We start from the raw sequence: 25937 nt of genomic DNA, 5'->3' as shown, positions 1-25937 counted from the left end.
CGGCGAGGCGGCCGACGGGGCGCAGGCCGTCCGCCTCGCCCGCGAGCTGCGCCCCGACGTCGTCCTGATGGACATCCGCATGCCGCTCCTCGACGGTCTCGCCGCCACCCGCGCGATCAGCGCGGACCAGGACCTGGCCGACGTCCGGGTGGTCATGCTCACCACCTTCGAGCTCGACGAGTACGTCTTCGAGGCGATCCGCGCCGGAGCCTCCGGCTTCCTGGTCAAGGACACCGAACCGGAGGAACTGCTGCGCGCGGTACGGGCCGTGGTCGAAGGGGACGCGCTGCTCTCCCCCGGGGTCACCCGCCGCCTGATCGCGGAGTTCGCCGCCCGCTCCCGCCGCCCGGCCCCCGCGGAGGGGCTGGAGCGGCTCACCGACCGCGAGCGCGAGGTCATGGCCCTGGTCGGCACGGGCCTGTCCAACGAGGAGATCGCCCGCCGCCTGGTCGTCAGCCCCCTCACCGCGAAGACGCACGTCAGCCGGACGATGGTCAAACTCGGCGCCCGCGACCGCGCCCAGCTCGTCGTCCTCGCCTACGAGACGGGCCTGGTCCGCCCCGGCTGGCTCGGCTGACCCCCACCCCGGCGGGGGTACTCCCACGGGAGTACCCGGAGAGCAGCCGGCCGTACGACGACCCGGAACCCTTCCCGGAGCCAGTCTCGGAGCAGCAAGGAGAAGCCCACCCTCCGAGGAGCTGAACCGAGATGGACACCTTCACCACCCTCGCCTTCGACGTGCCCGGCCCCTGGATCCTCTTCCTCCCCCTGATCTGGGCGGCGGTCGTGCTCACGGTCGTCACCGTGCTGCGCCGCACCGTCTGGCGCGGGGGCCGCCCCGGTCCCCGGCGGTCCGACCGGGGAGCCGCGTACGGGGCGCACTCGCCGCTCGCGGTCCTGGGACGCCGCTTCGCCTCCGGCGAGATCGACGAGGACGAGTACTGGCGCCGGCTGTCGGTCCTGGACGAGCAGTTCGGCCGTTCCCTCAAGGACGGCGCCGCCTGAGCCCCCGCCCTGCACGGGGGCGGCTCCCGGACCCGTGAAATGATCACGAGGCAGTCGCACGGGACCAGGGGTTCCCGGTCCCCGGCCGGGGGACACCCTCCGCGTCAACGGCCGGGCCCGGCTGCTGCGCGACGGCCCGTTCTTCGACACGATGACCGTCAAGGGCCACCGGCCCCCGCTGGAGGAGCTGGAGCACTACTACGGCCCCGCGTACGCGCGGACCGACCCGTACAGCTGACACACCCGGCCCCGCCCGGCACCCCCGCGTCCGGCCCGCGTGGCAGGCTGGAGGGCATGTGCGGCCGATACGTCTCCACCCGCGGTCCCGAGGACCTGGCGGGGCTCTTCCAGGTCCCCGCTCCCGCCCCCGACCTGGTGCTGCCGCCCAGCTGGAACGTCGCCCCGACGGATCCGGTGTGGGCGGTGCTGGAGCGCGCCGACCGGGACAGCGGGGTCCTGGAACGGCAGCTGCGGGCGCTGCGGTGGGGGCTGGTGCCGTCCTGGTCGAAGGGGCCGGAGGGCGCGGCCAGGATGATCAACGCCAGGGTCGAGACGGTGGGGGAGAAGCCGGCCTACCGCCGGGCCTTCGCCAAGCGCCGCTGCCTGCTGCCCGCCGACGGCTTCTACGAATGGGAGGCCGTCCCCGCCGCCGGGTCCGCGAAGGCGTACAAGCAGCCCTATTTCATCAGCCCCGAGGACGGCACGGTGATGGCGATGGCGGGCCTGTACGAGTTCTGGCGCGACCCCGCCGTCAGCGACGGGGACGACCCGGCCGCCTGGTGGGCGACCTGCACCGTCATCACCACCGAGGCCACCGACGCCGCCGGCCGCGTCCACCCCCGGATGCCCCTGGCCCTCGCCCCCGCCGACTTCGACGCCTGGCTCGACCCCGCCCACCAGGACCCCGACGCCCTGCGGGCCCTCCTCGCCACCCCCGCCGGAGGCCGGCTGACGGCCCGCGCGGTGAACACGGCGGTCAACAACGTGCGCAACAACGGCCCCGAACTCCTCGAAGACGCCCGCCCCTCCTGAACCGGCGGCCCCCGATTCTAGCCGCAGCTCCGGTCGCCGTCCCCCGGCAGCACCACCACCGGCACCCGTTGAACGAGGTTGTTGCCGAAGCCCCCGCGGTTCCAGGGCTGTTCGAGGGGCTGGGCGCGGCCGGCCGCGTCCGTGGCGCGGACCGCGAGCGTGTGGCTGCCGGGAACGGCCGTCCACGGGGCGCTCCAGGCCTGCCACGCCCAGCCGCCCGGCTCCCGCGCCGCCACCTCGGCGTCCGCCCACGTAAGGCCCCCGTCGCCGCTCACCTCGACCCGGGTCACCGGCCCGTACCCCGACCAGGCGCGCCCCTCCAGCCGCACCTGCCCCGGCCGCACCACCCGGACGCGGGACATGAAGTCGGGGAACCCCGGCGGGACCATCAGCGCCCTCGGCGCGATCCGGGTCACCGGCTCGCCGGGGTCCTCGGCGGTGCGCCGGTAGCGGTAGGCCACGGCCTGCTGGAAGCCGGTGAAGGGCCCGTCGGCCAGGGTGATGTCCCGCAGCCACTTCACGTGGGCCATGCCGTACCAGCCCGGCACCACCAGCCGCAGCGGGAAGCCGTGCTGCGGCGGCAGGGGCGCGTCGTTCATCGCGTACGCGAGCAGCACCTCGGGGTCCGTCCCGGCGGCGACGTGCAGGGGCAGGCTGCGCCGGTAGTCCTGTTCCACGCCCCGCTCCACCCCGTGGTCGGCGCCGGTGAACACCGCCTCCACCGCCTCCGGCAGCACCCCGGCCTCCGCGAGCACGGTCCGCAGGGGCACCCCCGTCCAGTCGGCGGTGCCCACGGCCTCGACCAGCCACGGCTGGCTCACCGGCCGGGGCGTCAGCCGTGCCCGCCCGTTGCCCGCGCACTCCATCGTGACCCGGCGGGTGACGCCCGGCAGGGCCCGCAGGGCGGCCAGGTCCAGCGACAGCGGAGTCCGCACCCGGCCGCCGACGCCGAGCCGCCAGCCGTCGGCGCCGGGGCCGGGGCCGGCGTCGGGGATGTCGTAGTGGACCAGGACGTAGTGCAGCCCGGGCGGCGTGACCTCGTACCGCAGCGCCTCCAGCGGCAGGCCGTGGTTGCGGGCGGCGAGGGCCAGTTCCTCGATGCTGATGCCCTCGCCCTCGGCCGCCACCCGCCCGGGGGTGCTGACGCCGTTCAGGGGCGCTTCGTCCATCCCCTCATGGTCGCGCGCCGGGCCGGTGGCCGCCCGGCGTGCGTACGTCTCACACCGTCCGTACGGTGACGCCGGCCGCGGCCAGGGCGTCGGCCTCGGCCTGCGGCGCCCCCTCGTCGGTGACCACGGCGTGCAGCGCGGAGGCGGGCAGCACGTGCGCGAGGGCGGTGCGCGAGAGCTTCGCGGACTCGGTGACGGCGATGACGCGGCGCGCGGAGGCGATCGCGGCGCGCTTGACGGCCGCGTCGGCCAGGTCGTAGGCGGTCAGGCCGTGCTCCGCGCTCAGGCCGCAGCAGCCGATCACCGCGGTGTCGAAGCGCAGGGCGGCGAGGGAGGCCTCGGTCAGCGGCCCGGTGAGGGCGAGCTCGCCCCTGCGCGGCGCTCCGCCCGGCAGCAGCAGCGTCATGCGGGGCGCGTCGGCGAGGGCGTTGGCGGCGTGCAGAGACAGCGGCACGACGGTGAGCCGGCGGTGGTGCAGGGCGCGGGCCACCTCCAGGCAGGTGGTCCCGCTGTCCAGGACGACCGATTCCCCGTCCGCCAGCAGGGCCGCGACCTCGGCGGCGATGCGCCGCTTGGCCTCCAGCCCGTCGCGGGCGCGCAGCGGGAAGGGCGTCTCCTCCCCGCGCAGCAGCAGGCTCCGCGCCCCGCCCCGGTAGCGCTCCAGCACGCCCTGCTCGGCGAGGGCCTCCAGGTCGCGGCGGATGGTCATCTCGGAGGCGCCGGTGAGCTCCGCGAGCTCCGTGACGCTGCGGCTGCCGCTCGCGCGGACGGCATCGGTGATCTGCCTCAGGCGGTCTGCACTCATACCCGGATTGAACATCGCCGATGTTCGAAAGGCAAGTTTCGAACATCGAATGTGTTTGTTATGTTCGATCTCATGCAGCGAATCGCACACGGAACCGGACTCGGACTCCAAGGGCCGCCCCCGTCCGCACGCCTGCGGAACGGACGGCGCGCCACCTTCGCCTACTTCGCCCTCAACGGCTTCCTCATGGGCATGTGGATCGTGCACATCCCGGTGGTGCGGCAGCACACCGGCGCCGACCACGCCCTCCTCGGCTGGCTCCTGCTCCTCCTCGGGGCCGGCGCCTTCGCCGGGATGCGGCTGGCCGGACCGCTCACCGACCGCTTCGGCGCGCCGCTGACCGTCCCCGCCGGCGCCGCCCTGTGCGCCCTCGCGCTGGTACCGCCCGCCTGGGCGTCCGACGCGCCCTCGCTGGGTGCCGCCCTGCTGCTGCTGGGCTTCGGCAACGGCTGCCTCGACGTCGGCATGAACACGCACGCCGTCCAGGTGGAACGCGGCTATGGGCGCCCCGTCATGTCCGCCTTCCACGCCGTCTTCTCCGTCGGCGGCGCCCTCGCCGCCCTCGCCGGCGCCGCCGCCCTGGGCCTCGGCCTCCCGGCCGCCGCCACCCTCGGGGCCACCGCCCTCGGCGGCCTCCTCCTCGCGCTCCTCGCCGCCCCCGCCCTGCTGGACCCGGACGCCGCCCCGGCCCCCGTCCCGGCCCCCGTCCCGGCCGGTGCCGCGGCCGCGCGCCCCGCCCGCGGGTCCTCGCCGCGCGTGCGGACGCTCGCCGTACTCGCCTTCCTGCTGATGCTCTGCGAGGGCGTCGCCAACGACTGGAGCGCCCTCCACCTGGAGGGCTCCCTCGGCGCGCCCGCAGCCACCGCCGCCCTCGCGTACGGGGCCTTCGCCACCGCCATGACCGCCGGGCGGTTCCTCGCCGACCGCCTGACGGCGCGTACCGGACCGGTCGCCGTCCTGCGCTACGGAGCCGCCCTCGCCGCGGCCGGCCTGGCCCTGGCGGTGGCCGCGCCCGGCGTCCCCGCGGCCCTCGCCGGCTGGACCCTCTTCGGCGCCGGCCTCTCCGGCTGCGTCCCGCAGCTCTTCAGCGCGGCCGGCCACGCGGACCCGGAGGCCGCCGGGGCCAACGTCGCCCGGGTCGCGGGCCTGGGCTACCTCGGCATGCTCGCCGGCCCCGCGGTGATCGGCCCGCTGACCCGCCTCGTACCGCTCGGCCCGGCCCTGCTGCTGCCGGTGGCCTGCTGCGCCTTCGCGGCCCTCGCCGCCGGCGCGCTGCGGCCGGAGGCTCCGGCCCGGCCCCGGCCGATGGTGTCCGAGGGGTAGCCGCGCAGCGCGCGCTTGAGCTCGCGCGTCATCCGCCGCCCGCTCCGCGCCCTCGGCGGCCACGACCAGGGGCACCATGGCCCGAGCGCGGGTAGCGGGCCCGGCAGCCGTGTCGCGGCACCGCGCGGCACGCGGCGCGGGTCGATAGTGGGGCTGTGAGCGACTCGGAGCGGGATTCGGGGGACCAGGGCGCCGCCGAGGCGGCCGCCTGGTCCGGGAGTGAGGGAGCGCGGGCCTTCGCCGCGCTGGAGGCGGCCACGGACTGGCTGCTCGGCTACCCGTTCGTCTTCCGGGCCCTGGCCCGGCGGGGGATCGGCGCCGGGGCGGTCCTCGTGGACTACGGATGCGGCCCCGGCAAGGTCGCGGGGCACGCCGCCCGGCAGCTGGGGGCCCGGGTGGTGGGGGTGGACACCTCGCCCGAGATGCTGGCCCTGGCCCGCGCCTCGGACACCGGAGCGGCCGAGTACCACCTGGTCGACGGCGGCCGGGTGGCCGGCCTGGCGGACGGCGCCGCCGACGCCGTCATGTGCAGCCACGTGCTCGCCTCGCTCCCGGACGAGGAAGCCGTGCTGGCCGTGTTCCGGGAGGTCCGCCGACTGCTGCGCCCCGGCGGCCCGTTCGTCCTGCTGGCCACGGACCCGGGCTGCACCGGCACGGAGTACGCCTCCCTCCGCATCGGGGAACCGGGCGCGGTGTACGCGCCGGGGCAGGAGCTGACCGTACGGCTGAGGCGCACCGACGGTTCCTGGCAGGAGGTCCGCAACCACGCCTGGCCCGTCGGCCTCCTGCCCGGACTGCTGGAGCGGGCCGGCTTCCGCGACGTGGTCCAGCACCGCCCGACGGTGGCGGAGGCGGGGGAGACGGCGGACCCGGACCTGGTCGGCAGCCGCCCCTGGGCGGCGGAACGCGAGAGGCCGCCGCTGGTGGTCACCACGGCCGTGGCCGTCTGAAGGGCGGCCGCGGGCAGCCTTGATTCGAACAGGCTTATTTCATCCAATAGTTCGACTTTACGGTTATCAAGCCGAAAGTCAGACAATCCTGTGACTCATATGGCAGCCTGCTGCGCACGGCAGGAGGTGCGAAGGCACCCGGCCGTGACCGGGGAGGTCACATGCGTGGATCACTGCTGCGTAAATCCCGTGCGGTGCTGACGGGTTCCCTGATGGCGCTCGGCGTCGTCGGCCTGAGCGCCGCTCCGGCCAGCGCCTGGACGGGAGGGAACGTCTGGGTCAACTTCGGCAGCTGGAACTGCCCGGCCGGCGGCTCCGTCGTCGGGGTGTACTGGGGCGTGGACGCCTATTCCAGCGGCCCCGCCTCCGGGGACTGGGGCGACAACGTCATCTACCCGCGCGTCCGGGTGGGGTCGGGGGCCTACAACACCCTGAGCTACCAGACGATGTGCAAGAAGTGGGGCTGGTACACGTACCGCGGCGTGGTGGGCCAGCGGACGCTGACCCCGTACAAGTCGGGCCTGAGCTACACCTACTGAACGACGGTGGCGCCCCGCCCGTGCGAGGGGGGGGGAGGGGGCGCCGCCGCTCGGAGTGACCGGGGTCAGCGCCTCAGGATCCGGCGCGAGAGGCGGTCGCCCGGGAACTGGGCCGGCCGCACCATGCCTGCCTCTGTTTCAGGGGGCGGGCGGGTAGTACTCGCCGAGCACCGCGCCGAAGAGCGTCGACACGTCGCGGGCGCTCAGGCCCTGCTCCCGGGCCTCGCGCATCCACTCCCCGAGACCCGTGCGCAGCGGGGACTCCGGCGCCGTCTGCGGGGTGGCCAGCGAGCGGGTGATGAAGGTGCCGGAGCCCTGGCGCACCTCGACGAGGCCGGAACGCTCCAGCTCGCGGTAGGCCTTGAGCGTGGTGTTGGGGTTGACCTTCGTGGTGGCCGCGACCTGCGCCGCCGTCGGCAGCTTGTCGCCCTCGGCCAGCGCCCCCATGCGCAGGGCCTGTTCCACCTGCTGCACGATCTGGAGGTAGGCGGGCAGGCCGCTGCGGCGTTCGATGCGAAACACGACCACCGTGCCCGCCTCCTTGCTGCTTCTCGGTCCAACGGGGTTCCCGGGTTCCCGGGTTCCCGGGTTCCCGGGTTCCCGGGTTCCCGGGTTCCCGGGTTCCCGGGTTCCCGGGTTCCGGGGTTCCGGGGTTCCGGGGTTCCGGGGGTGACGTTCCAGCCTAGGCCGTCCGCGAGGGTGGTCCGGCTCAGAGCGCCCCGTGCCGGGCCCACCGCAGGAAGGCGCCCACCAGCAGTGCGGTCAGCCCCAGGAAGATCCCGGCCGAGGTCCACTGCATGCCCGCCATCTGGTCCTGTCCGAAGTACTCCCAGACCGAGTTGACGATGCCCAGCGAGGCCCGGCAGCCCTCCGGCGAACTGTCGTGCACGCAGGTCCCCCAGCCGTAGAGCTCGCCGGAGGCGGTCCCGACCCACTGGTCCACCTGCACCACGTGGTCGAGCGCGGCCGGCTGGGCGGAACCCAGCGGATAGGCGAGCGTCCGGGGCGTGGCGAGCCGCCCGCGGAGCAGCTCCGCCGCGAGGAGGGCGGTGTACGAGGCGAAGAACGTGGCCACCATCGCCGGCAGCGACCGGCGGGCCAGGGCGCCGATGGTGATGCCGAGCGCGGTGCAGAACAGGGCCGAGGCCGCCAGGACCGGTCCCGTGGCCCCGAACGCCGGGCCGCTCAGCCAGTCCCGGGGGGCGAGCGGGCCGACGGACTCCAGCCACCAGGAGTAGAGCAGGCTCAGGACCACCGACGGCACCGCCGCCAGCGCCAGGGCGAAGCACAGCTTCCCCACCAGCCAGCGGCCGCGCGGGACCGACTGGGTGGCGACCAGCCGGGCTGTCCCGTGCTCCCGGTCGGCGGAGATCAGCGGGGCGCCGAGCAGGACGCCGAACAGCACGGGGAGGAAGGCGAGCGTGCTGCCGAAGGAGTCCAGGTCGCTGGTGGCCCGGTCGTGGGCGGCCCGGTCGACGGTGCGGGCGGAGGCGACCGGCCAGCCGGTGGCGTGCAGGGCGTCCAGCATCGCGGCGCGCTGGTAGACGATCCAGGCCGCTCCGGCGACCGTCAGGGCGGCGCAGGTGATCACGGCGGTGCGGTGCTGGCGTGCCATGAGCCAGGCGAGCCCGCGCAGCCGGCGCGGGCGGGAGCTGCTCGCGGGGGCGGTGGCGGTCGGTGCGCTCATGCCGCGCACTCCTCTCGGTGCAGCGGGGCGGCGGTGGGGGAGAGCAGCGCGGGGGCGCCGGGGGAGCGGAGGTAGGCGAGCAGCACCTCCTCCATGCTCGGTTCCACCTGCTGCCACGCCCCGTCCAGCGGGCCCTGGCGCCGTACCAGCGCGGTGAAGTGGCGCCCCGAGGTCCGTACTTCGATGACGGTGTGGTCGTTCAGGGAGGCGGGCGGCCCGGTCTCCGTGCTCACCCCGCTGACCAGGGTGTGCATGGGGACCAGCTCGTCGGCCTCCCCGGCCATCCGGACCCGGCCGTCGGAGAGCACGAGTACGTAGTCGCACATCGGCTCGATCTCGCTCAGCAGGTGGGAGGACATCACGACGGTGGTCCCGTGCTCGGCCGCCTCGGACAGCAGCAGGGCGCCCATCTCGTCGCGGGCCACCGGGTCCAGATCGGCCATCGGCTCGTCCAGCAGCAGCAGTTCGGGACGTTTGCCGAAGGCCAGCGCGAAGGCCACGCGGGTGCGCTGGCCGCCCGACAGGTCGCCCACGCGGGCGTCCGGCGGGACCATCCCCGCGCGGATGATCCGCTCGGCCACCGCCTGGTCCCAGCCCGGGTTGAGCTCCCGGCCCAGCCGCAGGGTCTGCGCCACCGTGAACCGCTTGAACAGCGGCTTGTCCTGGGCGAGATAGGCCCACAGCGGCATGGAGGCCCGGGAGCCGGCGGGTGTGCCGAAGACCCTCAGGTCGCCGGCCGAGGGCCGGGCGAGGCCGGCCGCCAGGCTCAGCAGGGTGCTCTTGCCCGCCCCGTTGGGCCCCACCAGGGCGGTGACGCGGCCGGCGGGTATCCGGAAGGAGCAGTCCCGCAGCGCCCAGCCCCGCCGGTACTTCTTGCCCAGCCCGCGCGCCTCCAGGGCCCATCGGCCGGCGGCCGCGCCGGAAGTGGTCGTGTCGCGCACAGCCTCCCCCTTTTCACTGAATCCACTAGATGAGTAATGGAATGATGGGGTGAGGGTGCGGCCCTGTCAAACGGCGCCGGCCGTGATCAGGGCGAAGCCGGACCCTTGGCCGCGGGCGTCCCCGGAGCCGACACCTGGTGCAGGCGCAGGGCGAGTTGGAGCTCCAGCGAACGGTCCGGGGACTGCCAGTCGGGACCGAGGAGCCGGCCGATGCGGTCGAGGCGCTGTACCACCGTGTTCACGTGCACGTGCAGGACCTCCTTCGCCCGCGCCTGGCTCATGCCCGTCGCGAAGTAGACCCGCAGCGTCCCCACGAGGTCGCTGCCGCGCCGGGCGTCGTAGTCCAGCACCGGCCCGAGCACGGTCCGCACGAAGCCCGACAGGTCGGCCCGGTCGCCCAGCAGCACCCCGAGGAACCCGAGGTCCGCCAGCGTGCTCCCGTCACCGGCCCGGCCCAGCGCCCGCAGCGTCGACAGGCACCGCAGCGCCTCCGCGTGCGCGGCGTGCAGCCCGCCCGCGCCGTCGCCGGCCCGCGCCGCACCCACCGTGACCGGCGCGCCCACGCTCCGCCCGAGGGCCGCGGCGAGCCGGGCCGCGTCGGCGCCGGCCGCCTCGGAAGGGGCCAGCAGCACGGCGTGGTCGTGATGGACCCCGGCCAGCCCGCGGCGCTCGCGGGCGTGGTGCGCGGCGGCCGTGAGCAACCGCGGCCGGGGAGCGCCGTCGCTGTGCAGGACGAAGAGGGCGTGCGGGCGGGCCAGGTCCACGTCCAGCCGGCGGGCCCGCACGGCCAGGCCCGCCGGATCGGCGGACGGGCTCAGCAGGTCCCCGAGCAGCTCCCCGCGGATCCGGTCCTCGGTCTGCGCCACCGAACGGCCCAGGAGCAGCAGCAGGGCCGTGACCGTCGCCGCACGCTCGAACAGGCGCCGCCCGGCCTCGTCCAGGCCGGGCCGGCCGGTCAGCGTGAGGCTGCCGAGGAGTTCGGGACCCGCCAGCACGGCGCACACCCAGGTGCCGCCCTCCGCGACGGCCCGGCCACCGGACCGGGACGCGGCCACGGCCCCGGCCGGCGGCGGGCAGGGCCCGGTCTGCGCGCGGGCCAGCTCCCTGCCCTCGGGGTCGTGGACCAGGGTGCCGCCCTCCAGCAGCGCGCCGATCGCGGCCGCCACCTCGGCGACGTCGCCGCCGCGCAGGACGAGGCCGGTCAGCCGGTCGTGCGCCCGCTCCGCCCGGCGCAGCGCGTCGCTGTTCTCCTGGATGGTCCGGGAAGCGGCGCCCAGTTCGGCCAGGGCCCGGCGGGTCTCCTCCAGCAACCGGGCCCCGTCGATGGCGATGGCGGCGTGGTCGGCCAGCGAGGACAGCAGCGCCACCTCCCGCGGGCTGAACTCGCGCGGGCTGCGGTCGGCCGCGAAGAGCACCCCGATCACCTTCGGCCCCAGCCGCAGCGGGACGCCGAGGATGGCGTGCAGGTCCTCCTCGCCGACGGCGCTGTCGATGGGCCCGGTGTGCTGGAAGCGCGGATCGCGCTGGTAGTCCCCGGTGGCGTACGGGCGGGCGGTCTGGGCGACGAGCCCGCCGAGCCCCTCGCCCATGCCCAGGCGCAGCTGCTGGAAGGCGGCCGACACCGAGCCCTCGGTCACCCGCATGAAGGTGTCGCCCGCGGCCTCGTCGATCAGCGAGAGGTACGTGACGTCCGTGTGCAGCAGCTGCTTGGCCCGGTGCGTGATGGCCCGCAGTACCGCGTCCAGGTCGCGCAGCGCGGCCAGGTCCCCGGCGGTGTCGAACAGCGCGGTCAGCTCCGCCTCGCGGGTGCGGTGCCGGCCCAGCGTCCGGTGGACCTCCAGCGCCACCCCCGTCGCCTCGTCCAGGGCGGCCAGTTCGGCCCCGGAGACCCCGGCGGCGCGCGCGGCCGCCGCGGGCCGCGCGAACTCCTCTGCCGGCGCCCCCTGGGCCAGCAGTCCGAGCAGCTCCCGTATGCCTTCCGTCACGGTGGTCACGCCGGTGAGCATACGGGCGCGGCCCCGGTCAGCCCTTGACGGGGACGGGCGCGGCCGTACGGGCAGCCCGGTCGAGGCTGCGGCCGCGGGTCTCCCGGGCGACCAGCGCGGTCACCGTCGTGATCAGCGCGGCCGCGCAGAGATAGACGGAGACCGGCACGGAGGACCCGTACTCCTTGAGCAGCTCCACCGCGATGATCGGCGCGAGGGCGCCGCCGATGATGGAGGCGACCTGCGAGCCCATGGAGGCCCCCGAGTAGCGGACGCGGGTGTCGAACATCTCCGAGATGAACGCCGCCTGGGGTCCGTACATCGCCCCGTGCAGCAGCAGCCCCGCGGTCACGGCGGCGGCGATCACCGGGAAGGACCGCGAGTCCAGCAGGGCGAAGAAGGCGAACGCCCAGCCCGCCATCCCGACCGACCCGATGAGGGTCACGGCCCTGCGCCCGATCCGGTCCGACAGCGCGCCCCACAGCGGGATCGTCACGAAGTGCACCGCCGAACCGATCAGCACGGCGTTCAGCGCGTCCCCCTTGGGCAGGTGCAGATGCACGGTGACATAAACGAGCAGAAAGGCCGTCAGCACGTAATAGGAGACGTTCTCCCCGAGCCGGACCCCGATCGCGGTGAGCACCCCGCGCCGGCCCGACCGCAGCACCTCCACCACCGGCGGGCGCTGCCGCACCCCGGCCGCCTCCTCGGCCTCGGCCCGGGCCCGCGCCTCCAGGAACGCCGGCGACTCCGACACCGAGACCCGAATCCACAGCCCGACCACCACCAGCACCCCCGACAGCAGGAACGGCACCCGCCACCCCCACGCCAGGAACGCCTCGTCGGACTGGACGGTGGCCAGCAGCGCCAGCACCCCCGTGGCCAGCAGGTTCCCGCCGGGCGCACCGGCCTGCGGCCACGAGGCCCAGAACCCCCGGTGCCGCTCGTCCCCGTGCTCGGCGACGAGCAGCACCGCCCCGCCCCACTCACCCCCGAGCGCGAACCCCTGCACCAGCCGCAACACGGTCAACAGCACGGGCGCGGCTCCGCCGACGGCGGCGTGCGTCGGCAGCAACCCGATCGCGAAGGTGGCCCCGCCCATCATCAACAGGCTCACCACGAGCAACCGCTTCCGCCCGATCCGGTCCCCGAAGTGCCCGAACACCACCCCGCCGATCGGCCGCGCGGCGAAGCCGACGGCGTAGGTGAGGAACGCGAGGAGGGTCCCGACGAGGGGGTCGCTGGCGGGGAAGAACAGCGTGTTGAACACCAGGGCGGCGGCGGAGCCGTAGAGGAAGAAGTCGTACCACTCGATGGTGGTCCCGATGAGACTCGCGGCGACGATCCTGCGTATGCCGGACGGACTGGTTCTGCTCGCTGCGGGGGAGACCATGTGCACCACTTCCAGGGGGTCTGCGGGGACGTCGACTGTCGCCACAACGTAGAAGTCCCCAGGTCAGCGGCATATGTGGAGGACCATCACAATCAGCCGCCACCTTGTGTGCCGGACCACCACACGACCACCTCTGGCTGATTGCCCCTTCGGAGGAAGCCCCTCCGGATCGCGCCGGATTTGCAGAATTCCGCCCGTTTTGAAGGGGCGGTGCTGGCTCCCGTGCTGGTTCGGTGCTGACCCAAAACCCCACGTCAGCAGCCATCGTCATCGTTCCGGTGCTGGTTTGGTGCTGGTTTGGTGCTGGTTTGGTGCTGGTCACGGAGACCAGAGCTGATGCTGAGGGGTGCGGTACCGAGGGGCGCGTCTAGAGGAGGATAGCTGTGAAGGTGCGTGGAAGTTACTAGCTGCGGTGTTACCGGGGTTGGACACGGGGAATGCGCTGCGCTGCTGCTGCAGCAGCCCGGCGAGAGCTGAGCGGGACCGGCCGCGCCCAGCACGACAGCAGGGCCTGGGCCGCGCGTAGCGGTTGGGGCCCTGCCCCATGCGGTGTCGCCTTGTGGCGGCGGTGCGTCAGCTCTGTGGGGTGTCGTCGTCCGCCTGCCCGGCGTTCTCGGCCGCGCGTGCCTTCTCGCGCATCTTGCGCACGAGCTCCGCCTTCCGGTCGGCGGCGCCCTGGCGGTCGAGGTTGCGGTGCGGACCGTTGTTCTGCCGTTCGGCGCGGGACAGCTTCTTGCGGTGGCCGCCGCCCTGGCCCACGGGGTTGTTGATGTTCTTGCTGTCGGGCACGGGTTCTCCCGGTGGTGATGTGAAGTGGTCTACGGATTCATCGATGGGGGACGGGTGCGGCGCGTCGGGGGACGTCAGCGGGGCCCCGTCCCGCCCTGGGAGGGACATGACAAAGCAGCACCCGGTTCTGTCGGCCCCGCAGACCAACCATTTCGCCGCCCCAGTACCGGCCGGGCCCTCGGCGAGCGCCTGGACCAGCCGTTTCCCTGCCCCTGGAACCGCTGCCGCGGGTGCCGGGGTCCTGCATCGCGGGTACCTTCGTGGGCGCCATGGTTGAGGTCGGAGCACGACCTATGAGGGCGTCGAGGTGATGGACGTTACCGGCCCTGCGGGCGTACTGGCTGGGGCCAACACCCAACTCGCCGCTACCGCCTGGGACAGATCGGATATCGCCTCGCGACAGCATCCCCCGGCGGGTTTGCCGTGGCGTCGCTCAGCGGCGTGTCCCCGATGCCCGACGCGGACCTGGCGGGATCTGAGGTTCCCCACATGCTGCTCGTGCCAGGCGATGCTGGAGGCGGGAGCAGGTCATCCCGAAGTCGTCTCGTGGCTAGTGGTCAGGCTATTCTTCGAACCTGCCGCCAACGCACAAGGCTGGCCGTATGAACCGGAAGCCGCGGCCGCTGGCAGCCCGTCAACTTCGACGGGCTGATCTTTTCGGCTCGCTGCCAAAAGCGACTAAACGAAAACAGCCACCTGGACCGAGAAACCCCCAGCTCAGTAAGTGTCGACCCCGCGCCCGCGGGGATGGTCCGGTGACCTACCAGTGCCTCACGGCCCCGCGCGAGTCGACCCCGCGCCCGCGGGGATGGTCCGTTCAGCTCCGCGTACCGAGCCGGAATGCCGCCGCCAACCCGGCGAGCACTGGGATCGTCCGAAGGCCGAAAACGTCATGAAGGGGCGCGACACGCCGCCCTGCCTCTGCGGGGAAGGTCGAGGGTGGCCTGTTCGTTCGCGCGCTGGGGGAGTCGACCCGGGCCTACCCAGTGTGGACACACGAGGCAGGTGGAGCGCATCAGCCCCGGGACGGTCGAGAGTTCAGGGTTGGGGACCGGGGCAGTGCGCTGCACTGAGTGACCCTTTTACCGCCTGGCGGTAGCTTTGCAATCGATTCCGGTTCAGCCTGCTGCTCCTGTCTAACCAGCACGAGATGTTCCGGTGCTGGTTCGGTGCTGACTTCCGCGTCTCGGTATGGGTAAAAACCAAGGTCATAGCTCTGATCGGATGAGTTGTCGTACCACTCGATGGTGGTCCCGACGAGGCTCGCGGCGACGATCCTGCCTATGCCGGACGGACTCGTTCTGCTCGTTGCGGGGGAGACCGTGTGCTCCACTTCCAGGGGACTTCGGGGACGACGGGTGTCGCCACAACGTAGGAGTCCCCAGGTCAGCGGCATATGTGGCGGGCCATCACAATCGCGGGCCATCTTGTGTGCCCCACCACACGACCACCGCCGGCTCGTTTTCGCCCGTCAGGTGAGGGGGCTCCCTGCCCCCCCCCCGTCAGACGTCGGTGTTCCACAGCTGGACGGTGCCGTCGTTGCCCGCGGCCGCGAGGGTCTCGCCGTCAGGGCTGAAGGCCACGGAAGAGACCCCCGCCACGTCGTCGGTGTCCACACTGAGGACGGCGGCGCTCTCGCGTCTCCGCACGTTCCACACGCCCACGGAAGCGGTGCCGGACCCCCCTTTCGTGGCACACGCGAGCACGCTGCCGTCGCGGTTGAACGCGAGGGCCTGGATCCCGGACGCGTCCGCGTCGAGGTCGGCGATCACGGCGCGCCCTCCCGCGTCCCAGAGCCGGATCCTGCCCTTGCTCAGCACGGCGGCGAGCATGGAGCCATCGGGGCTGAACACCGCACCGTTGAAGTGCTGGCCCTCCATGGCGAGGACGGCCGTGGTGGTGCGAGTCTTCATGTCCCACAGTCGGGTGGTGCCGTCCACGCTGGCCGTGGCCAGCGTCCGGCCGTCCGGGCTGAAGGCGACCGAACGGACGTAGTGGGTGTGCCCCTTGAGCGTTGCCGTGCCGGCTCGGGCGGCGACGTCCCACAGCCGGACGGTCGCGTCGGAGCCCGCCGTCGCCAGAACCCTGCCGTCCGGGCTGAACGCGGCTCCCTCCACGGCGTGGTCGTGTCCGGTGAGCGTCGCCCGGTGGGAGCGGGCGGCTACGTCCCACAGCCGAGCGGTGCCGTCCTGACCGGCCGTGGCCAGGATCGCGCCATCGGGGCTGAACACGGCCTGGTTGACCACGTGCCCGCTCAGGGTGGCGATGATGGCCCGCGACGCCACGTCCCACAGGCGCAGACGGCCTCCGGTGGCGAGGAGCTTCCCGTCCGGGCTGAAGGCCACCGTGTAGAGCTCTCCCGCCCCGAAGCCGTCCTTGCGGGCGTTCAGCGTGGCGATCGGCCGGCGGGGAAGGAAACGGGTGAGGTAGATGCCCGTGGGAACGGCCGCGGCCGCGGCGGCGCTGAGCAGCACCGCCCGGCGGGTGAGGTGGCGGCGCCGGGGCGAGGCCGTGCCCCGGCGCGGGGTGTCACCCGGTGCGCCGACCCCGTCGAAGGGCGTGTTCAAGGGCGCCCTCGCGGATGCCCCGGGCCGGGGTGCGACGGTCGGCGGATGCGTTGAGCCTTCGCCCGGGGCCTCGGGGCGGAGGAGCTCGGCAGCGGAGACGGTGGGGGCCGCCGCGGTCGCCGGCCCGTGCTGCGGGGCTTTTGATGCGGACTCCGGACCGTCCCCGTCCCCGTCCCCGTCGCCGCCGGCCGTGGCCGGCGCTCCAACGGACCTGTCGTCACCCCCACCGGATCCGAGCGAGCGGAGGGCATCACGGGCTCGGGCGCCGGTGTACCGATGGGCCGGGTCCTTCTCCAGCAGACCGTGCAGCAGCGGTGCCAGGGACCCGGCGTGGACGACGGGCAGAGGGGGTTCGTCGACGACGGCCTGGATGAAACCCGCGGCCCCCCGCTCCGGGTCGAACGGAAGACGCCCCTCCGACATCTGGTACAGCATCACCCCCAGCGACCACAGGTCGCACTCGGGTCGGCTCGCCCCGCCCCGTAACAGTTCAGGAGCCATGTAGGACATCGTCCCCGGAGGGCCGTGAGGAGAAGTCAGCGTCGTGGCACCGGGCAGATGAGCTACCCCGAAATCGCTCAGCACCACCCGTTCCCCCTCCAACAGGACGTTCCCCGGTTTCACGTCCCGGTGCACGATGCCCACCGCATGGGCCGCCCCCAGCGCATCCACGAGCGCCAGCCCGATCCGGATCACCTCGATCCGCCCCAGCCGCCCGCGCTCGCGCAACACCTTGTCGAGCGAGGGACCTTCGACCAGTTCCATGACGATGACCGGCGTGCCGCGCCACTCGACGGCGTCCAGGACCGAGATCACCCCGGGATGCTTGACCCGGGCCATCGAGCGGGCTTCACGCTGCGACCAGGCGAGTAGCTGTTCCGCCGTGGCCATGTCGGACGGAAGGACCACGGTCTTGAGGGCGACAGGGCGGTCGAGCCGCTCGTCCAGGGCCCGCCACACCTGCCCCATGGCGCCCCCGCCCAGGTGCTCGATGACGCGGTAGCGGCCGCCAATCACCCACGGAGTGTCGTAGATCACACCTGAGACGATACGGCGATTCCTTCCGCCGTGCCCCGGCCCACGAGAACGTGTGGGACAGGGCAGGGCACCGATTCTCCTCATCCACGACACGACGGCCCCGGCAACCCGACGCCCAGGTCGGTCGCCGGCGGGACCGTGCGGAGCCGGGGTGGTTGCGACGGCGGGGCGTCTTCTTCGGGGTCACGGTGATGTCCTGACCTTGTGTCGGACGTTTCAGTCGTCTGGTGATGCTGGTCGGTTCCCATCGACCCGGAGCGGCCGCAGGCCGCGCTCGCTGATCTCGCTCGGGTCGGTCCGCGCACCGTGGTGTGGTTGAACGAGGCCCAGCACTACCTGCTCAGCGAGCAGCACGGCGAGGCGATAGCCGCAGGGTTGCGTGAGCTGCTCGCCGACACGTCGCGCGGTCCGGTCCTGATCCTGGGCCTGATCTGGCCCGGCCCCGACTACTTCGACAAGCTCACCCACCAGCCGACCGCCGGTGCCCCCGACTCGTTCAGCCAGGGAGGGGGAGAAGCCGCGACTTCCCCTCCCCTTCGGCCCACCCCCAGCCTTCGCCGTGCCGTGAGCCGCAACGCCTCCGAGCGCTGCCGGGCAGCCCGAGCCTCCCTGATCACGATCCGTTGGTGGCCAGGCGGAGAGCAGGACCAGCGCTGGACCCGTGTCTGCACCGGCCGGCTTCACCCAGGGCAGAAGGCCACCCCCTTCCCCCCGCGCCCCGGATCCCTAGGGTGAGGGGGGTGAGTACTCATGCGCCGAACGAGTCCCGCGTCATCCCCCTGCGCCCGCAGGCCCCGTCGCCCGGTTCCCGCGGGGCGGCCGGCGCCCCGCGGCGACCCGTGGGGGGTCCACGGCCACACGCGCCGAGGGAGCCCCTGTGGCGTGACCTCGTCGGCGCCGTGCTCCGGCGCGAGCGGTCCGCCCAGGAGCGCACGCTGAAGGACGTCTCGGAGGCGGCCCGGATCTCGATGCCGTACCTGTCGGAGGTGGAGCGCGGACGCAAGGAGGCATCCTCCGAGGTCCTCGCGGCCGCCGCCCAGGCCCTCGGGCTCAGCCTCGCCGACCTGCTCCTGCTCGTCGGTGACGAGCTGGCCCGGCACGCCCGGAGCCGGGGGGTCCGGGGCCGCACGTCGCCCCCGGCTCAGTACGACGGCTTCTGCCTCGCCGCCTGACCGGCCGGGCATACGGCCGGTACGACGGGGCGCGCCCGCCGTACCGGCCGGCTCGCCCCGCCCCTCGGCCACGGCCGACGCGGGCTCAGACGAACGCGGACCGTCGGCTCAGCACCTCGTCGGCGAGCCCGTAGGCCACGGCCTCCTCGGCGGTGAACACCTTCTCCCGGTCCATGTCCGCGCGCAGCGTCGCTGCGTCGTGGTGCGTGTGCCGGGACAGGACCTCCTCCACCTGCGAGCGGATGCGGACCATCTCCTTGGCCGCGAGGCTGAGGTCGGAGACCGTCCCCTGCCGGCCGCCGCTGGCCGGCTGGCCGAGCAGCACCCGCGCGTGCCGGAGCACGAACCGTCGCCCGGGATCTCCGCCCGCCAGCAGCACCGCCGCCGTGGACGCGGCCTGACCGACGCAGAAGGTGGAGATCGGCGCCTGCACGAACGTCATCGTGTCGTAGATCGCCATCAGCGAAGTGAACGATCCGCCAGGTGAGTTGAGATAGATCGAGATCTCCTGCTCCGGGTTCGCCGACTCCAGGTGCAGGAGCTGCGCGATGACCACGTTGGCAACCCCGTCGTCGATCTCGGTGCCGAGGAAGATGATCCGCTCGTTCAGCAGCCGGCTGAAGACGTCGTAGGACCGCTCGCCCTGCGTGGTCCGCTCGATCACGTAGGGAACCGTGTACGACCCCATGTCACAGCCCCGTCCGTCGGCGCGGCGTGGCCGGGCGGATGTCGGCGAGCGACTCCACCACCCGGTCCACCATCCCGTACTCCCTGGCCTGTTCGGCCGTGAACCAGCGGTCCCGGTCGCCGTCCCGCGCGATCGTCTCCTCGCTCTGTCCGGTGTGCTGGGCGGTGATCCGCTCGACGGCCTTCTTGATGAACCGGAGGTTCTCCGCCTGGATCTCGACGTCTGCGGCGGTACCGCCGATGCCCGCCGAGGGCTGGTGCATCATGATCCGCGCGTTCGGCAGCGCGAACCGCTTGCCGGGCGTCCCCACGGTGAGCAGGAACTGGCCCATGCTGGCGGCGAAGCCCATCGCCAGCGTCGAGACGTCGTTCGGGATGAGCCGCATCGTGTCGTAGATGGCGAGACCCGCGGTGACCGACCCGCCGGGGCTGTTGACGTACAGGCTGATGTCGGAGCGCGGGTCCTGTGCCGACAGCAGCAGCAGCTGCGCGCACACCCGGTTGGCCGACACCTCGTCGACCTGGGTGCCGAGGAGGACGATCCGCTGGTCGAGCAGCCTGGCCGCGAGGTGGTCGTCGAAGTGGCCGGGCGGCGTGTCGCCCTCTTCCGCGCGGGGCGCGAGCATGGTGAGGGGAGTCATCTCTTCTCCTTGTCGAGGCGGGATGTCGTCGACTCCACTCTTGCCGCCCGGAACCCACCGAACGTCGTTCCTCTGCCTCCGGCAGATCCGCCACGGGCGGACACGACGCCATGGCACCGCCAGTCGAATCCGATCAGCTCGTCACGCACGCTGGAGTCGAACGATCTGCCCCACGTCTTCGGCTGCAGACCAACGGCAGGTAGGGGAGCGCGGACCAGCGCTCCCCTTCCGCGATCCGTCGCCGAACCCGGTCCACGGCGTCCGCGCGTGCTTCGAGAAAGACCACCTGGCGCGGGGGCATGGTCGCCGGCGGCTACCGGCCCGGCCGCTACGACGTTGTCGGCGCCCCGGCGCCCGTGAACGCGCGGCTCGAGTGTCACTGGCGTCGGGTCACAACGCCCGCGTGAGTCTGGAAGGGGTTGGCCCGGCGCCACATCCTGCGCCCGAACGCGTACCACCTCCATCGACCGGGAGAAGAGCATGACCATCAAGGACGCCGGGACCGAACCTCAGCACTTCAAGGCCGATGTCGGTGGCACAACGGCGCAGCGCTCCCCGTCCTCGCAGCGGCCGCCTGCTCGGCCCGCACGTGGCCACCCCGAGCAGCAGCGCGTCGCGTGAGCCGGCCGCTGGTCGACCGAGGCCGGCAGGCGCCGCGGAGGGGAAGGATTCCAGTGGCCGAAACCCCTGTCTGACTGCGGCTGGGGATGGCAGTCTCTACTTCTCGGAAACGTCGTCCCGGGGGGGATCAAGCGTGATGGAGCCGGGTACGGGCATGGGCCTGCGAGGCCGCAGCGGCATCCTGTCGCTGGTCGACGCATGCCTGAAGGAGGACCCGGCGGCCGAGCGGCCCCTGACCGTACTGCTCGGCCCCGCGGGCAGCGGAGCCAGCGAGGCGCACAGCGCCCTCATGGAGCGCTTCGGGCCCGACTATCCCTTCGCCTTCGTCAACTTCGGCGGGGCCCAGTCCCTGCTGCCGCGTTACGCCCTCGGACTCCTGGCACGCCAGCTCGAACGCAAACTACCCCGCTACGGCCGTTCCCACTTCCCGCTGCTCAGCCTCGGCCTGCTCGCCTCCGACCAGGAGCTGCGCATGCGCAGTCTTCCCGACGGCCGGCGTGTGGTGCGGCGGCAGCTCGACCGGTTCCAGGAGGAGAACGAGGCCCGGCATGGCGACTACCTGGCCGCCTTCTTCGAAGTGGCCATGGGTGCGGTCGGCATGCCCGAAGGTGCCTCCACCGCCGCGCACGCCCTCTTCCAGGACGCCCTGCGGCGGGGCCGCCGCACCATGCCCGGACTGTTCGGCGGCAGACCGGGCAGCCGGCTCACCGCCGGGGCCACCTGGTACGGACGCCACCCCATGACCCGCAGCGCGGACCCCATGGAGGCGCTCGTGGAGCTCAACCTCTGGCGCCACGAGGGCGACGAGAACGAGCAGGAGCGGCTCGACCTCGTCCTCTTCTCGGCCTTCCTGGAGGACCTCAGACGGAACACCGCCCGCAACTTCATGCCCCGCTCCTACCTCCTGCTCCTCGACAACTCCCACACCGAGTACGGCCGCCGATTCCTCGACCTGCTGCTGCGTGCCCGGCACGATGAGACGGTCGTCGCCGGTCACGCGAGTGACCCGCTGACCGTCGTCGCCAGTTCCAACCGCTGGCTGCCCCGCTGGGGCCCGGCCACCGGCGAGTCCTGGCCGTGGCAGCTGCGGGGCCCCGACCGGGCCTCCCTGGCCGACTGGAACGCCCATCGGCCGACCCGCGACAGCGAGGACTCCTGGTGGTACCCGTTACGCCTGCGCGACCTCAACCTGGACGAGGTGCGGATCCGGATAGAACTCCAGCTCGGCGGCAACAGCGACCTGGCCCCGCTGACCCGGCTCACCCCCTTCGTGCACCGCCTCACCGGCGGACTGCCGCGCGCGGTCCACCAGGTACTCGACGTACTCCGCCAGACCGGGCCCCCTCGGGAGTCGGGCCCCCAGCAGGACCGCTGGCTGCGCACCCTGCCGGACAGGCCGCTGCGCGCCGGGGAGGACTCCGCCTCCCTCGCCGACACCGCCCTCGGGCACCTCTTGCGCGACTTCGACGGGACCCAGCGCGCCACGCTCGCCGAATGCGCGGCGGCCCGGGACTTCTCGGTCGCCACCCGGCTGCTCAGTCCGGACGATTCCCTGTTCGGCGATGTCCGTTCCCGCTGGCTGCTGAACGGGCCGGTCGCAGTCGTCCCCGTACTCCACCCCTGGCTGCGCCGTCTGCTGCTGTGGCGGCTCGCGGCACGTCCGGACAGGTGGGACGCCGTGCACGAACTCCTCGCCGAGTACTACCGCGGCGAGGGCAAACCGGTGCAGGAGATGTACCACCAGCTCGCCCGCGGGCGGACCGAGGAGGTCACCGCCCACCTGGCGCGACGCTTCATCGCCGTACCGGCCGCGCAGTGGATCTCCGAGCTCGACGCGATCACCGCCGCGCCGAACCGACTGCCCCCCGACAGCGGTCCATTGGAACTCCTCGCCGGGCTCGTCCAGCGCAGGCCCGGGCGCGTCATGGACACCGAGTCCGTGATCCACACCCTGGTGACCACCCGCTGGGTGTGGAGCGATCCGCTCGCCGACCCGGCCATGCGGCTGGGCGACCTGATGGCCGACGGCTACACCCAGCTGTCCCAACTGCGGAGGAACGACATCGTGGCTCTGTTCAACGAGGCGGAACGGTACCGCCACTGGCGTGATCCCCAGACCGCGGGCTGGGAGGGCTGAGCGCGTGCCCAGACTCGAATGGCCCCTGCACGTCGTACGCCGTGTCGTCCTTGCCGCCGCGGCCGCCGTGGTACTGGTCGCCGCGTTCTGGCTGGGGGCCGGCTGGCTGCAGGAACGGCAGGCGAGATGCGGGGACGGAGTCGTCGAACAGGGACCGGACGACGAGTGCGTCGGAGTGACCGACGGCTCCTACGTCTTCGCCCCGCACCTCGACGCCGTCAGCAAGAGGATCGAGGAGGAGAACAGCAGGGTCCTCGCCAACGCCGACAAGGAACCGTACGTCAGCGTCGCCTACTTCACCTCCTTCACCACGACGGCCGAGGACAGCAACTCGGCCGAGGGCGTCCGCCACGAACTCCAGGGCGCCTACCTCGCCCAGTACCGTCACAACCAGGGCGACCTCGCCGCCACCCCCAAGATCCGCCTGCTGATCGCCAACCCGGGCAGCAGGTCCGCGCGGTGGAAGCACACCGTCGACGAGCTGATCGCCCGCAAGGACGGCCCCGACCGGCTCGTCGCCGTGGCCGGCCTGGGCCCCAGCACCAAGGAGAACCTCGCGGCCATCCAGCGCCTCTCCGAGAACGGCATCGCCATGGTCGGCGCCACCATGACCGCCACGAACATCCAGAACATCAACGGCTTCGTGCGGATCGCCCCCACCAACGAGGACGAGGCGTACGCGGCCGCCGGCTACCTCAAACGGCGCGGCGTCGCCACCGCCGTCGTCCTCCAGGACGTGGCGGAGGGAAACCTCTACGCCTCGACCCTCGGCACGGCCTTCACCAAGGCCTTCCAGGAGGGCGACAAGCACAGGCTCGTCTCCGAGCGGATGACCTACGACTCCTCCGTCAGCAGCGCCTGGCAGAACGAACTGCGCTACATCCCGGGGCAGCTGTGCCAGCAGCGCCCGCAGCTCGTCTACTTCGCGGGCCGCGGCAGGCACCTCACCCACTTCCTCGACGCGCTCTCCAACCGCAGCTGCACCGACCAGCAGTTCACCGTGTTCGCCGGGGACGACACGACCAACCTGAGCGCCGAGCAGCTCGCCCACGCCGCCGAGACAGGTATCGAGGTGCTCTACACGGGCCTTTCCCACCCCGACATGTACCGCTCCGCGCCACAGGCGGTGTCCGCGCCGTCCGCGAAGAACTTCCAGCCGGGCGGGCTGCTGGACCAGTGGTTCCCGCACGACCCCCGTGCGGACGGCGGGGCGCTGATGGGCCACGACGCGGTCCTCACCGCGGCCCACGGAATCCAGATGGCCGCCCGGTGGCAGGGGCAGGTCGCCGGTGACGCGGTGGCCCGGATGTTCCACCAGATGGACGGCACCCAGCAGGTGGCCGGGGCCAGCGGCTTCATCTCCTTCCAGAACAACGGCAATCCGCGCAACAAGGCCGTCCCGATCCTGCGCCTCGACGGCAAGGGCCAGGTCGAGTTCGTCGAGGTGTCGGCGGCGGAGGGCAAGCCGCCGCAGGAGCAGTGACGCCGCCGATCGGGGCGGCCGCCTGCTGCCCGAGCGCCGTCGATTCCAGGAGCGGAGTCCAGCGGCTGCGGCCGGAGCATTCGGGTGAATGTACGTGCGGCCCGTGTACCCGTCGGCGAGGAGGCCGGGATCCTTGGCGGATGATCACTGCTTCTTTACAGAGGGTGGCCGTGCTGGTCGCTGTCGTGGCGCTGCTGGGAGCCGCCCCGGCGGGCGCCCCACTCGAGTCCTGGGACACGACGGAGAGGTGCGTGCAGACGGATTGGGACAGCCGTCGCATCCCCACGCGAACAGGCAACTCCGAGCTCGGGTGGCAGCACTTCTCCCGGCCGCACGGCATCACGAGCTGCAGGCTGATCAACGCCGCCCTCAACGGCAAGCCCGACAAGCTCTCCGACCAGCAGCGCAACCTCGAATACTGGGGATCGGCCATCAAGAACGGCCGCCAGGTCGACTTCGTGGTCAAGGTCCGCTACGCCAGGACCACGGACGACGGCAGGTACGAAGCACCCGGGGCGAAGGGGAAGGTCGGAGTCATCACGGCCTATTGCCGGGGGATGCAGAAATGTCCGTCATGGGTCAACTGACCTGCTCCGAGGGCTGCCTCACCCGCGCACAGCGTGCTGTCTCTGCCGCCCTCTGGCACTACACGGACACTCCGATTGCCAGGCCGTACTACGTCCGCGGCTGTGTTCCCGAGCCGCAGGACGCGGCAGTGGTCGTTGCGCTGTGGACCGGCCCGAGCGCACGGGAGAAGAGGAACCTGTTCCTACTTGTTCCGCTGGTGTCGGGCGGACTGCCCGTCCCGCCGTGGCGCGTGGTCGCGGGGCTGATGCGGCTCGGCCGCGGTACGCACCTGTTCGGCTCTGTCGGGCGGCGCTTCGACGGCAAACCTGTCCTTGACGGTAGCGCGCTGGTGGAAGGCGGGGGCCGGCGGTCCTGCCTGTGTGGCGGTTCCCCGGAACCTGAAGGGCCGCGGGGCTTCTACTTCGAGCGCCCCGGCGAGCCGAGGCGCTACTCATGAGCGACGGGCGGGGGTGAGACCGCCCCCGCCCTGCGGAGGCTGCACATCCCAACCCCACGGCGCCCGGCCCGGCGCGACGGGGCGCTCCCGCTCCGAGGATGCGACGCTGGGGAGAGGTGTGAGCCCGCCGGGACGAGCCGCCGTTCACGGAGCGTCGCCAGGCGGTCTTACCGCGTGGACCGGCCCGCTGGGGCCGGGACCGCGCGACCGACCCGGAAGGCAGGTGCGTCCCCATGCGCACGTCGACCCGTATCGCCGGTGCCCTCACCGGCCTCACCCTCGCCCTCAGTGGAACGGTTCTAGCCGCTCCCGCGGCCCGCGCGGACATCCCCGCCTGCACACAGATGGCAGAACAGGCCGGCGCCACCGACTCCGGCTCCGTCACAGCGGCCTGTAGCCGAGGCGTGAGCGGAGACCTGCAGGGTTGTGTGTCCGGGCTGACGGGGGCCGGAGTGGCGGGCGGCGCCGCGACCGGCGCCTGCCGGGCTGCGGCCCACGAACCGCGTTAGCCGAAACGAAGGCGCCTGAGAGGAGGAGGAAGTCATGCGCCTGCGAAGAATCCTGGGCCTCCCCCTGGCCGCGGCGACCCTGGCCGGCATGAGCGCCATCGGCGCAGTCAGCGCCGGGGCCGCCTCGTCTCCGGACATCTCCAGAGACGACTGCACGGCCGCCGGCGGACAGATCGTCGGACGCCCCTACGCCGGCGACTACTGCACGCTGCCTGACGGGACCACGTCGCCCATCACCTGACCGGTCCGCGGTATCAGCACGACCAGAGAGCCGACTGCCGCAGCACTCGCCGGTCGGCTCCGTCGTGCGCCTCTACGCCCCCGGAGCCGACTCCGTCGTTCGGCCCATCAAGAGCTCCGGCCGCAACGCCGAAAAGGATCAGGCGGAGTCGCCCCACCCTCGCGCTCGACGCGGTATGCCTCCGTGCCCAAGGCCGCCC

At 72.9% G+C, this 25937-nt stretch carries 25 protein-coding genes and 1 pseudogene; 15 read left to right on the top strand and 11 right to left on the bottom strand.

Features of this window, described 5'->3' with window-relative positions; translation table 11 throughout:
• The 4 genes and pseudogenes from SSNG_RS03060 to SSNG_RS03050 form a co-directional block, all read left to right on the top strand.
• Positions 1–577: response regulator transcription factor (locus tag SSNG_RS03060; RefSeq protein WP_007262329.1), on the top strand; the 577-nt coding region annotated here is incomplete at its 5' end.
• A gap of 131 nt (positions 578–708) precedes the next feature.
• Positions 709–1005, top strand: a complete 297-nt coding sequence (locus SSNG_RS03055) for an SHOCT domain-containing protein (RefSeq protein ID WP_007262328.1) — start codon at positions 709–711, stop codon at positions 1003–1005.
• 88 nt (positions 1006–1093) lie between these two features.
• Positions 1094–1186: pseudogene (locus SSNG_RS43400) on the top strand (pyridoxamine 5'-phosphate oxidase family protein); the annotation flags it as partial.
• Positions 1187–1299: 113 nt separating this feature from the next.
• Positions 1300–2037 carry an SOS response-associated peptidase gene (locus SSNG_RS03050; RefSeq protein ID WP_042800457.1) on the top strand — a complete coding sequence of 246 codons (738 nt, stop codon included), beginning with the start codon at positions 1300–1302 and terminating at the stop codon, positions 2035–2037.
• A 17-nt stretch (positions 2038–2054) separates the two neighbouring features.
• Here SSNG_RS03050 and SSNG_RS03045 read toward each other — a convergent pair whose 3' ends face one another.
• Together SSNG_RS03045 and SSNG_RS03040 are read right to left on the bottom strand one after the other, a co-directional pair.
• Entirely contained in the window at positions 2055–3206 is a 1152-nt protein-coding gene (locus SSNG_RS03045; RefSeq protein WP_042800456.1) for a sulfite oxidase, read from the bottom strand.
• 49 nt (positions 3207–3255) lie between these two features.
• Positions 3256–4011, bottom strand: coding sequence for a DeoR/GlpR family DNA-binding transcription regulator (locus SSNG_RS03040; RefSeq protein WP_007262325.1), 756 nt, complete (start codon positions 4009–4011; stop codon positions 3256–3258).
• A 72-nt stretch (positions 4012–4083) separates the two neighbouring features.
• On the opposite strand from SSNG_RS03040, the gene SSNG_RS03035 reads away from it, so the two are divergent.
• From SSNG_RS03035 to SSNG_RS03025, 3 genes are all read left to right on the top strand, one after another.
• On the top strand, positions 4084–5334 hold the full coding sequence (locus SSNG_RS03035) for an MFS transporter (protein ID WP_050779825.1): 1251 nt from the start codon (positions 4084–4086) through the stop codon (positions 5332–5334).
• A gap of 155 nt (positions 5335–5489) precedes the next feature.
• Positions 5490–6284 carry a class I SAM-dependent methyltransferase gene (locus SSNG_RS03030; protein WP_007262323.1) on the top strand — a complete coding sequence of 265 codons (795 nt, stop codon included), beginning with the start codon at positions 5490–5492 and terminating at the stop codon, positions 6282–6284.
• A gap of 161 nt (positions 6285–6445) precedes the next feature.
• Positions 6446–6823, top strand: coding sequence for a hypothetical protein (locus SSNG_RS03025; RefSeq protein WP_007262322.1), 378 nt, complete (start codon positions 6446–6448; stop codon positions 6821–6823).
• Between the two features lie 138 nt (positions 6824–6961).
• Here the strand turns inward: SSNG_RS03025 and SSNG_RS03020 are convergent, their stop codons facing one another.
• The 7 genes from SSNG_RS03020 to SSNG_RS02990 all read right to left on the bottom strand — a co-directional run bounded on the left by SSNG_RS03020 (position 6962) and on the right by SSNG_RS02990 (position 17223).
• Positions 6962–7351, bottom strand: a complete 390-nt coding sequence (locus SSNG_RS03020; RefSeq protein WP_007262321.1) for a GntR family transcriptional regulator — start codon at positions 7349–7351, stop codon at positions 6962–6964.
• Positions 7352–7532: 181 nt separating this feature from the next.
• Entirely contained in the window at positions 7533–8510 is a 978-nt protein-coding gene (locus SSNG_RS03015) for an ABC transporter permease (RefSeq protein ID WP_007262320.1), read from the bottom strand.
• Positions 8507–9451 (bottom strand): ABC transporter ATP-binding protein, encoded by a 945-nt coding sequence (locus SSNG_RS03010; RefSeq protein ID WP_007262319.1) that lies wholly within the window; start codon positions 9449–9451, stop codon positions 8507–8509. Before SSNG_RS03010 ends, SSNG_RS03015 begins: the two co-directional genes overlap by 4 nt.
• A gap of 86 nt (positions 9452–9537) precedes the next feature.
• A complete protein-coding gene (locus tag SSNG_RS03005) occupies positions 9538–11457 on the bottom strand; it encodes a GAF domain-containing protein (RefSeq protein ID WP_007262318.1) in 1920 nt (639 codons plus the stop codon).
• Between the two features lie 16 nt (positions 11458–11473).
• Positions 11474–12829: an MFS transporter gene (locus tag SSNG_RS03000; protein ID WP_050779529.1), complete on the bottom strand. Its 1356-nt coding sequence runs from the start codon at positions 12827–12829 to the stop codon at positions 11474–11476.
• A gap of 573 nt (positions 12830–13402) precedes the next feature.
• Positions 13403–13618: a DUF6243 family protein gene (locus SSNG_RS02995; protein ID WP_007262316.1), complete on the bottom strand. Its 216-nt coding sequence runs from the start codon at positions 13616–13618 to the stop codon at positions 13403–13405.
• A 1502-nt stretch (positions 13619–15120) separates the two neighbouring features.
• On the bottom strand, positions 15121–17223 hold the full coding sequence (locus tag SSNG_RS02990; protein WP_042800454.1) for a serine/threonine-protein kinase: 2103 nt from the start codon (positions 17221–17223) through the stop codon (positions 15121–15123).
• A gap of 315 nt (positions 17224–17538) precedes the next feature.
• Here SSNG_RS02990 and SSNG_RS02985 point away from each other — a divergent pair, with 315 nt between their 5' ends.
• Together SSNG_RS02985 and SSNG_RS02980 are read left to right on the top strand one after the other, a co-directional pair.
• Positions 17539–17958 (top strand): hypothetical protein, encoded by a 420-nt coding sequence (locus SSNG_RS02985; protein ID WP_129593278.1) that lies wholly within the window; start codon positions 17539–17541, stop codon positions 17956–17958.
• Positions 17959–17963: 5 nt separating this feature from the next.
• Entirely contained in the window at positions 17964–18395 is a 432-nt protein-coding gene (locus SSNG_RS02980; RefSeq protein ID WP_042800452.1) for a helix-turn-helix transcriptional regulator, read from the top strand.
• 85 nt (positions 18396–18480) lie between these two features.
• On the opposite strand, the gene SSNG_RS02975 is transcribed toward SSNG_RS02980, so the two are convergent.
• Both SSNG_RS02975 and SSNG_RS02970 read right to left on the bottom strand, forming a co-directional pair.
• A complete protein-coding gene (locus SSNG_RS02975; protein ID WP_007262312.1) occupies positions 18481–19083 on the bottom strand; it encodes an ATP-dependent Clp protease proteolytic subunit in 603 nt (200 codons plus the stop codon).
• 1 nt (position 19084) lies between these two features.
• Positions 19085–19723 (bottom strand): ATP-dependent Clp protease proteolytic subunit, encoded by a 639-nt coding sequence (locus tag SSNG_RS02970; RefSeq protein WP_007262311.1) that lies wholly within the window; start codon positions 19721–19723, stop codon positions 19085–19087.
• Positions 19724–20203: 480 nt separating this feature from the next.
• On the opposite strand from SSNG_RS02970, the gene SSNG_RS41715 reads away from it, so the two are divergent.
• From SSNG_RS41715 to SSNG_RS02945, 6 genes are all read left to right on the top strand, one after another.
• A complete protein-coding gene (locus tag SSNG_RS41715) occupies positions 20204–20344 on the top strand; it encodes a hypothetical protein (protein WP_165364965.1) in 141 nt (46 codons plus the stop codon).
• Positions 20345–20480: 136 nt separating this feature from the next.
• Complete coding sequence (locus tag SSNG_RS02965; RefSeq protein WP_042800450.1) at positions 20481–22481, top strand: hypothetical protein; 2001 nt, start codon at positions 20481–20483, stop codon at positions 22479–22481.
• 4 nt (positions 22482–22485) lie between these two features.
• Entirely contained in the window at positions 22486–23964 is a 1479-nt protein-coding gene (locus tag SSNG_RS02960; protein ID WP_042800448.1) for a branched-chain amino acid ABC transporter substrate-binding protein, read from the top strand.
• Between the two features lie 251 nt (positions 23965–24215).
• A complete protein-coding gene (locus tag SSNG_RS02955; protein ID WP_129593277.1) occupies positions 24216–24551 on the top strand; it encodes a hypothetical protein in 336 nt (111 codons plus the stop codon).
• Positions 24530–24988, top strand: a complete 459-nt coding sequence (locus SSNG_RS02950) for a hypothetical protein (RefSeq protein ID WP_007262307.1) — start codon at positions 24530–24532, stop codon at positions 24986–24988. The genes SSNG_RS02955 and SSNG_RS02950 overlap by 22 nt, the downstream gene beginning before the upstream one ends.
• A gap of 543 nt (positions 24989–25531) precedes the next feature.
• Positions 25532–25738 (top strand): hypothetical protein, encoded by a 207-nt coding sequence (locus tag SSNG_RS02945; RefSeq protein ID WP_007262305.1) that lies wholly within the window; start codon positions 25532–25534, stop codon positions 25736–25738.
• The last annotated feature ends 199 nt before the right edge of the window (positions 25739–25937 follow it).

This window comes from Streptomyces sp. C, assembly GCF_000158895.1.
Classification (GTDB): Bacteria; Actinomycetota; Actinomycetes; order Streptomycetales; family Streptomycetaceae; genus Streptomyces; species Streptomyces racemochromogenes.
Note: the sequence above shows the minus strand (reverse complement) of the source record. Positions and strands in the feature narration are given on the sequence as shown.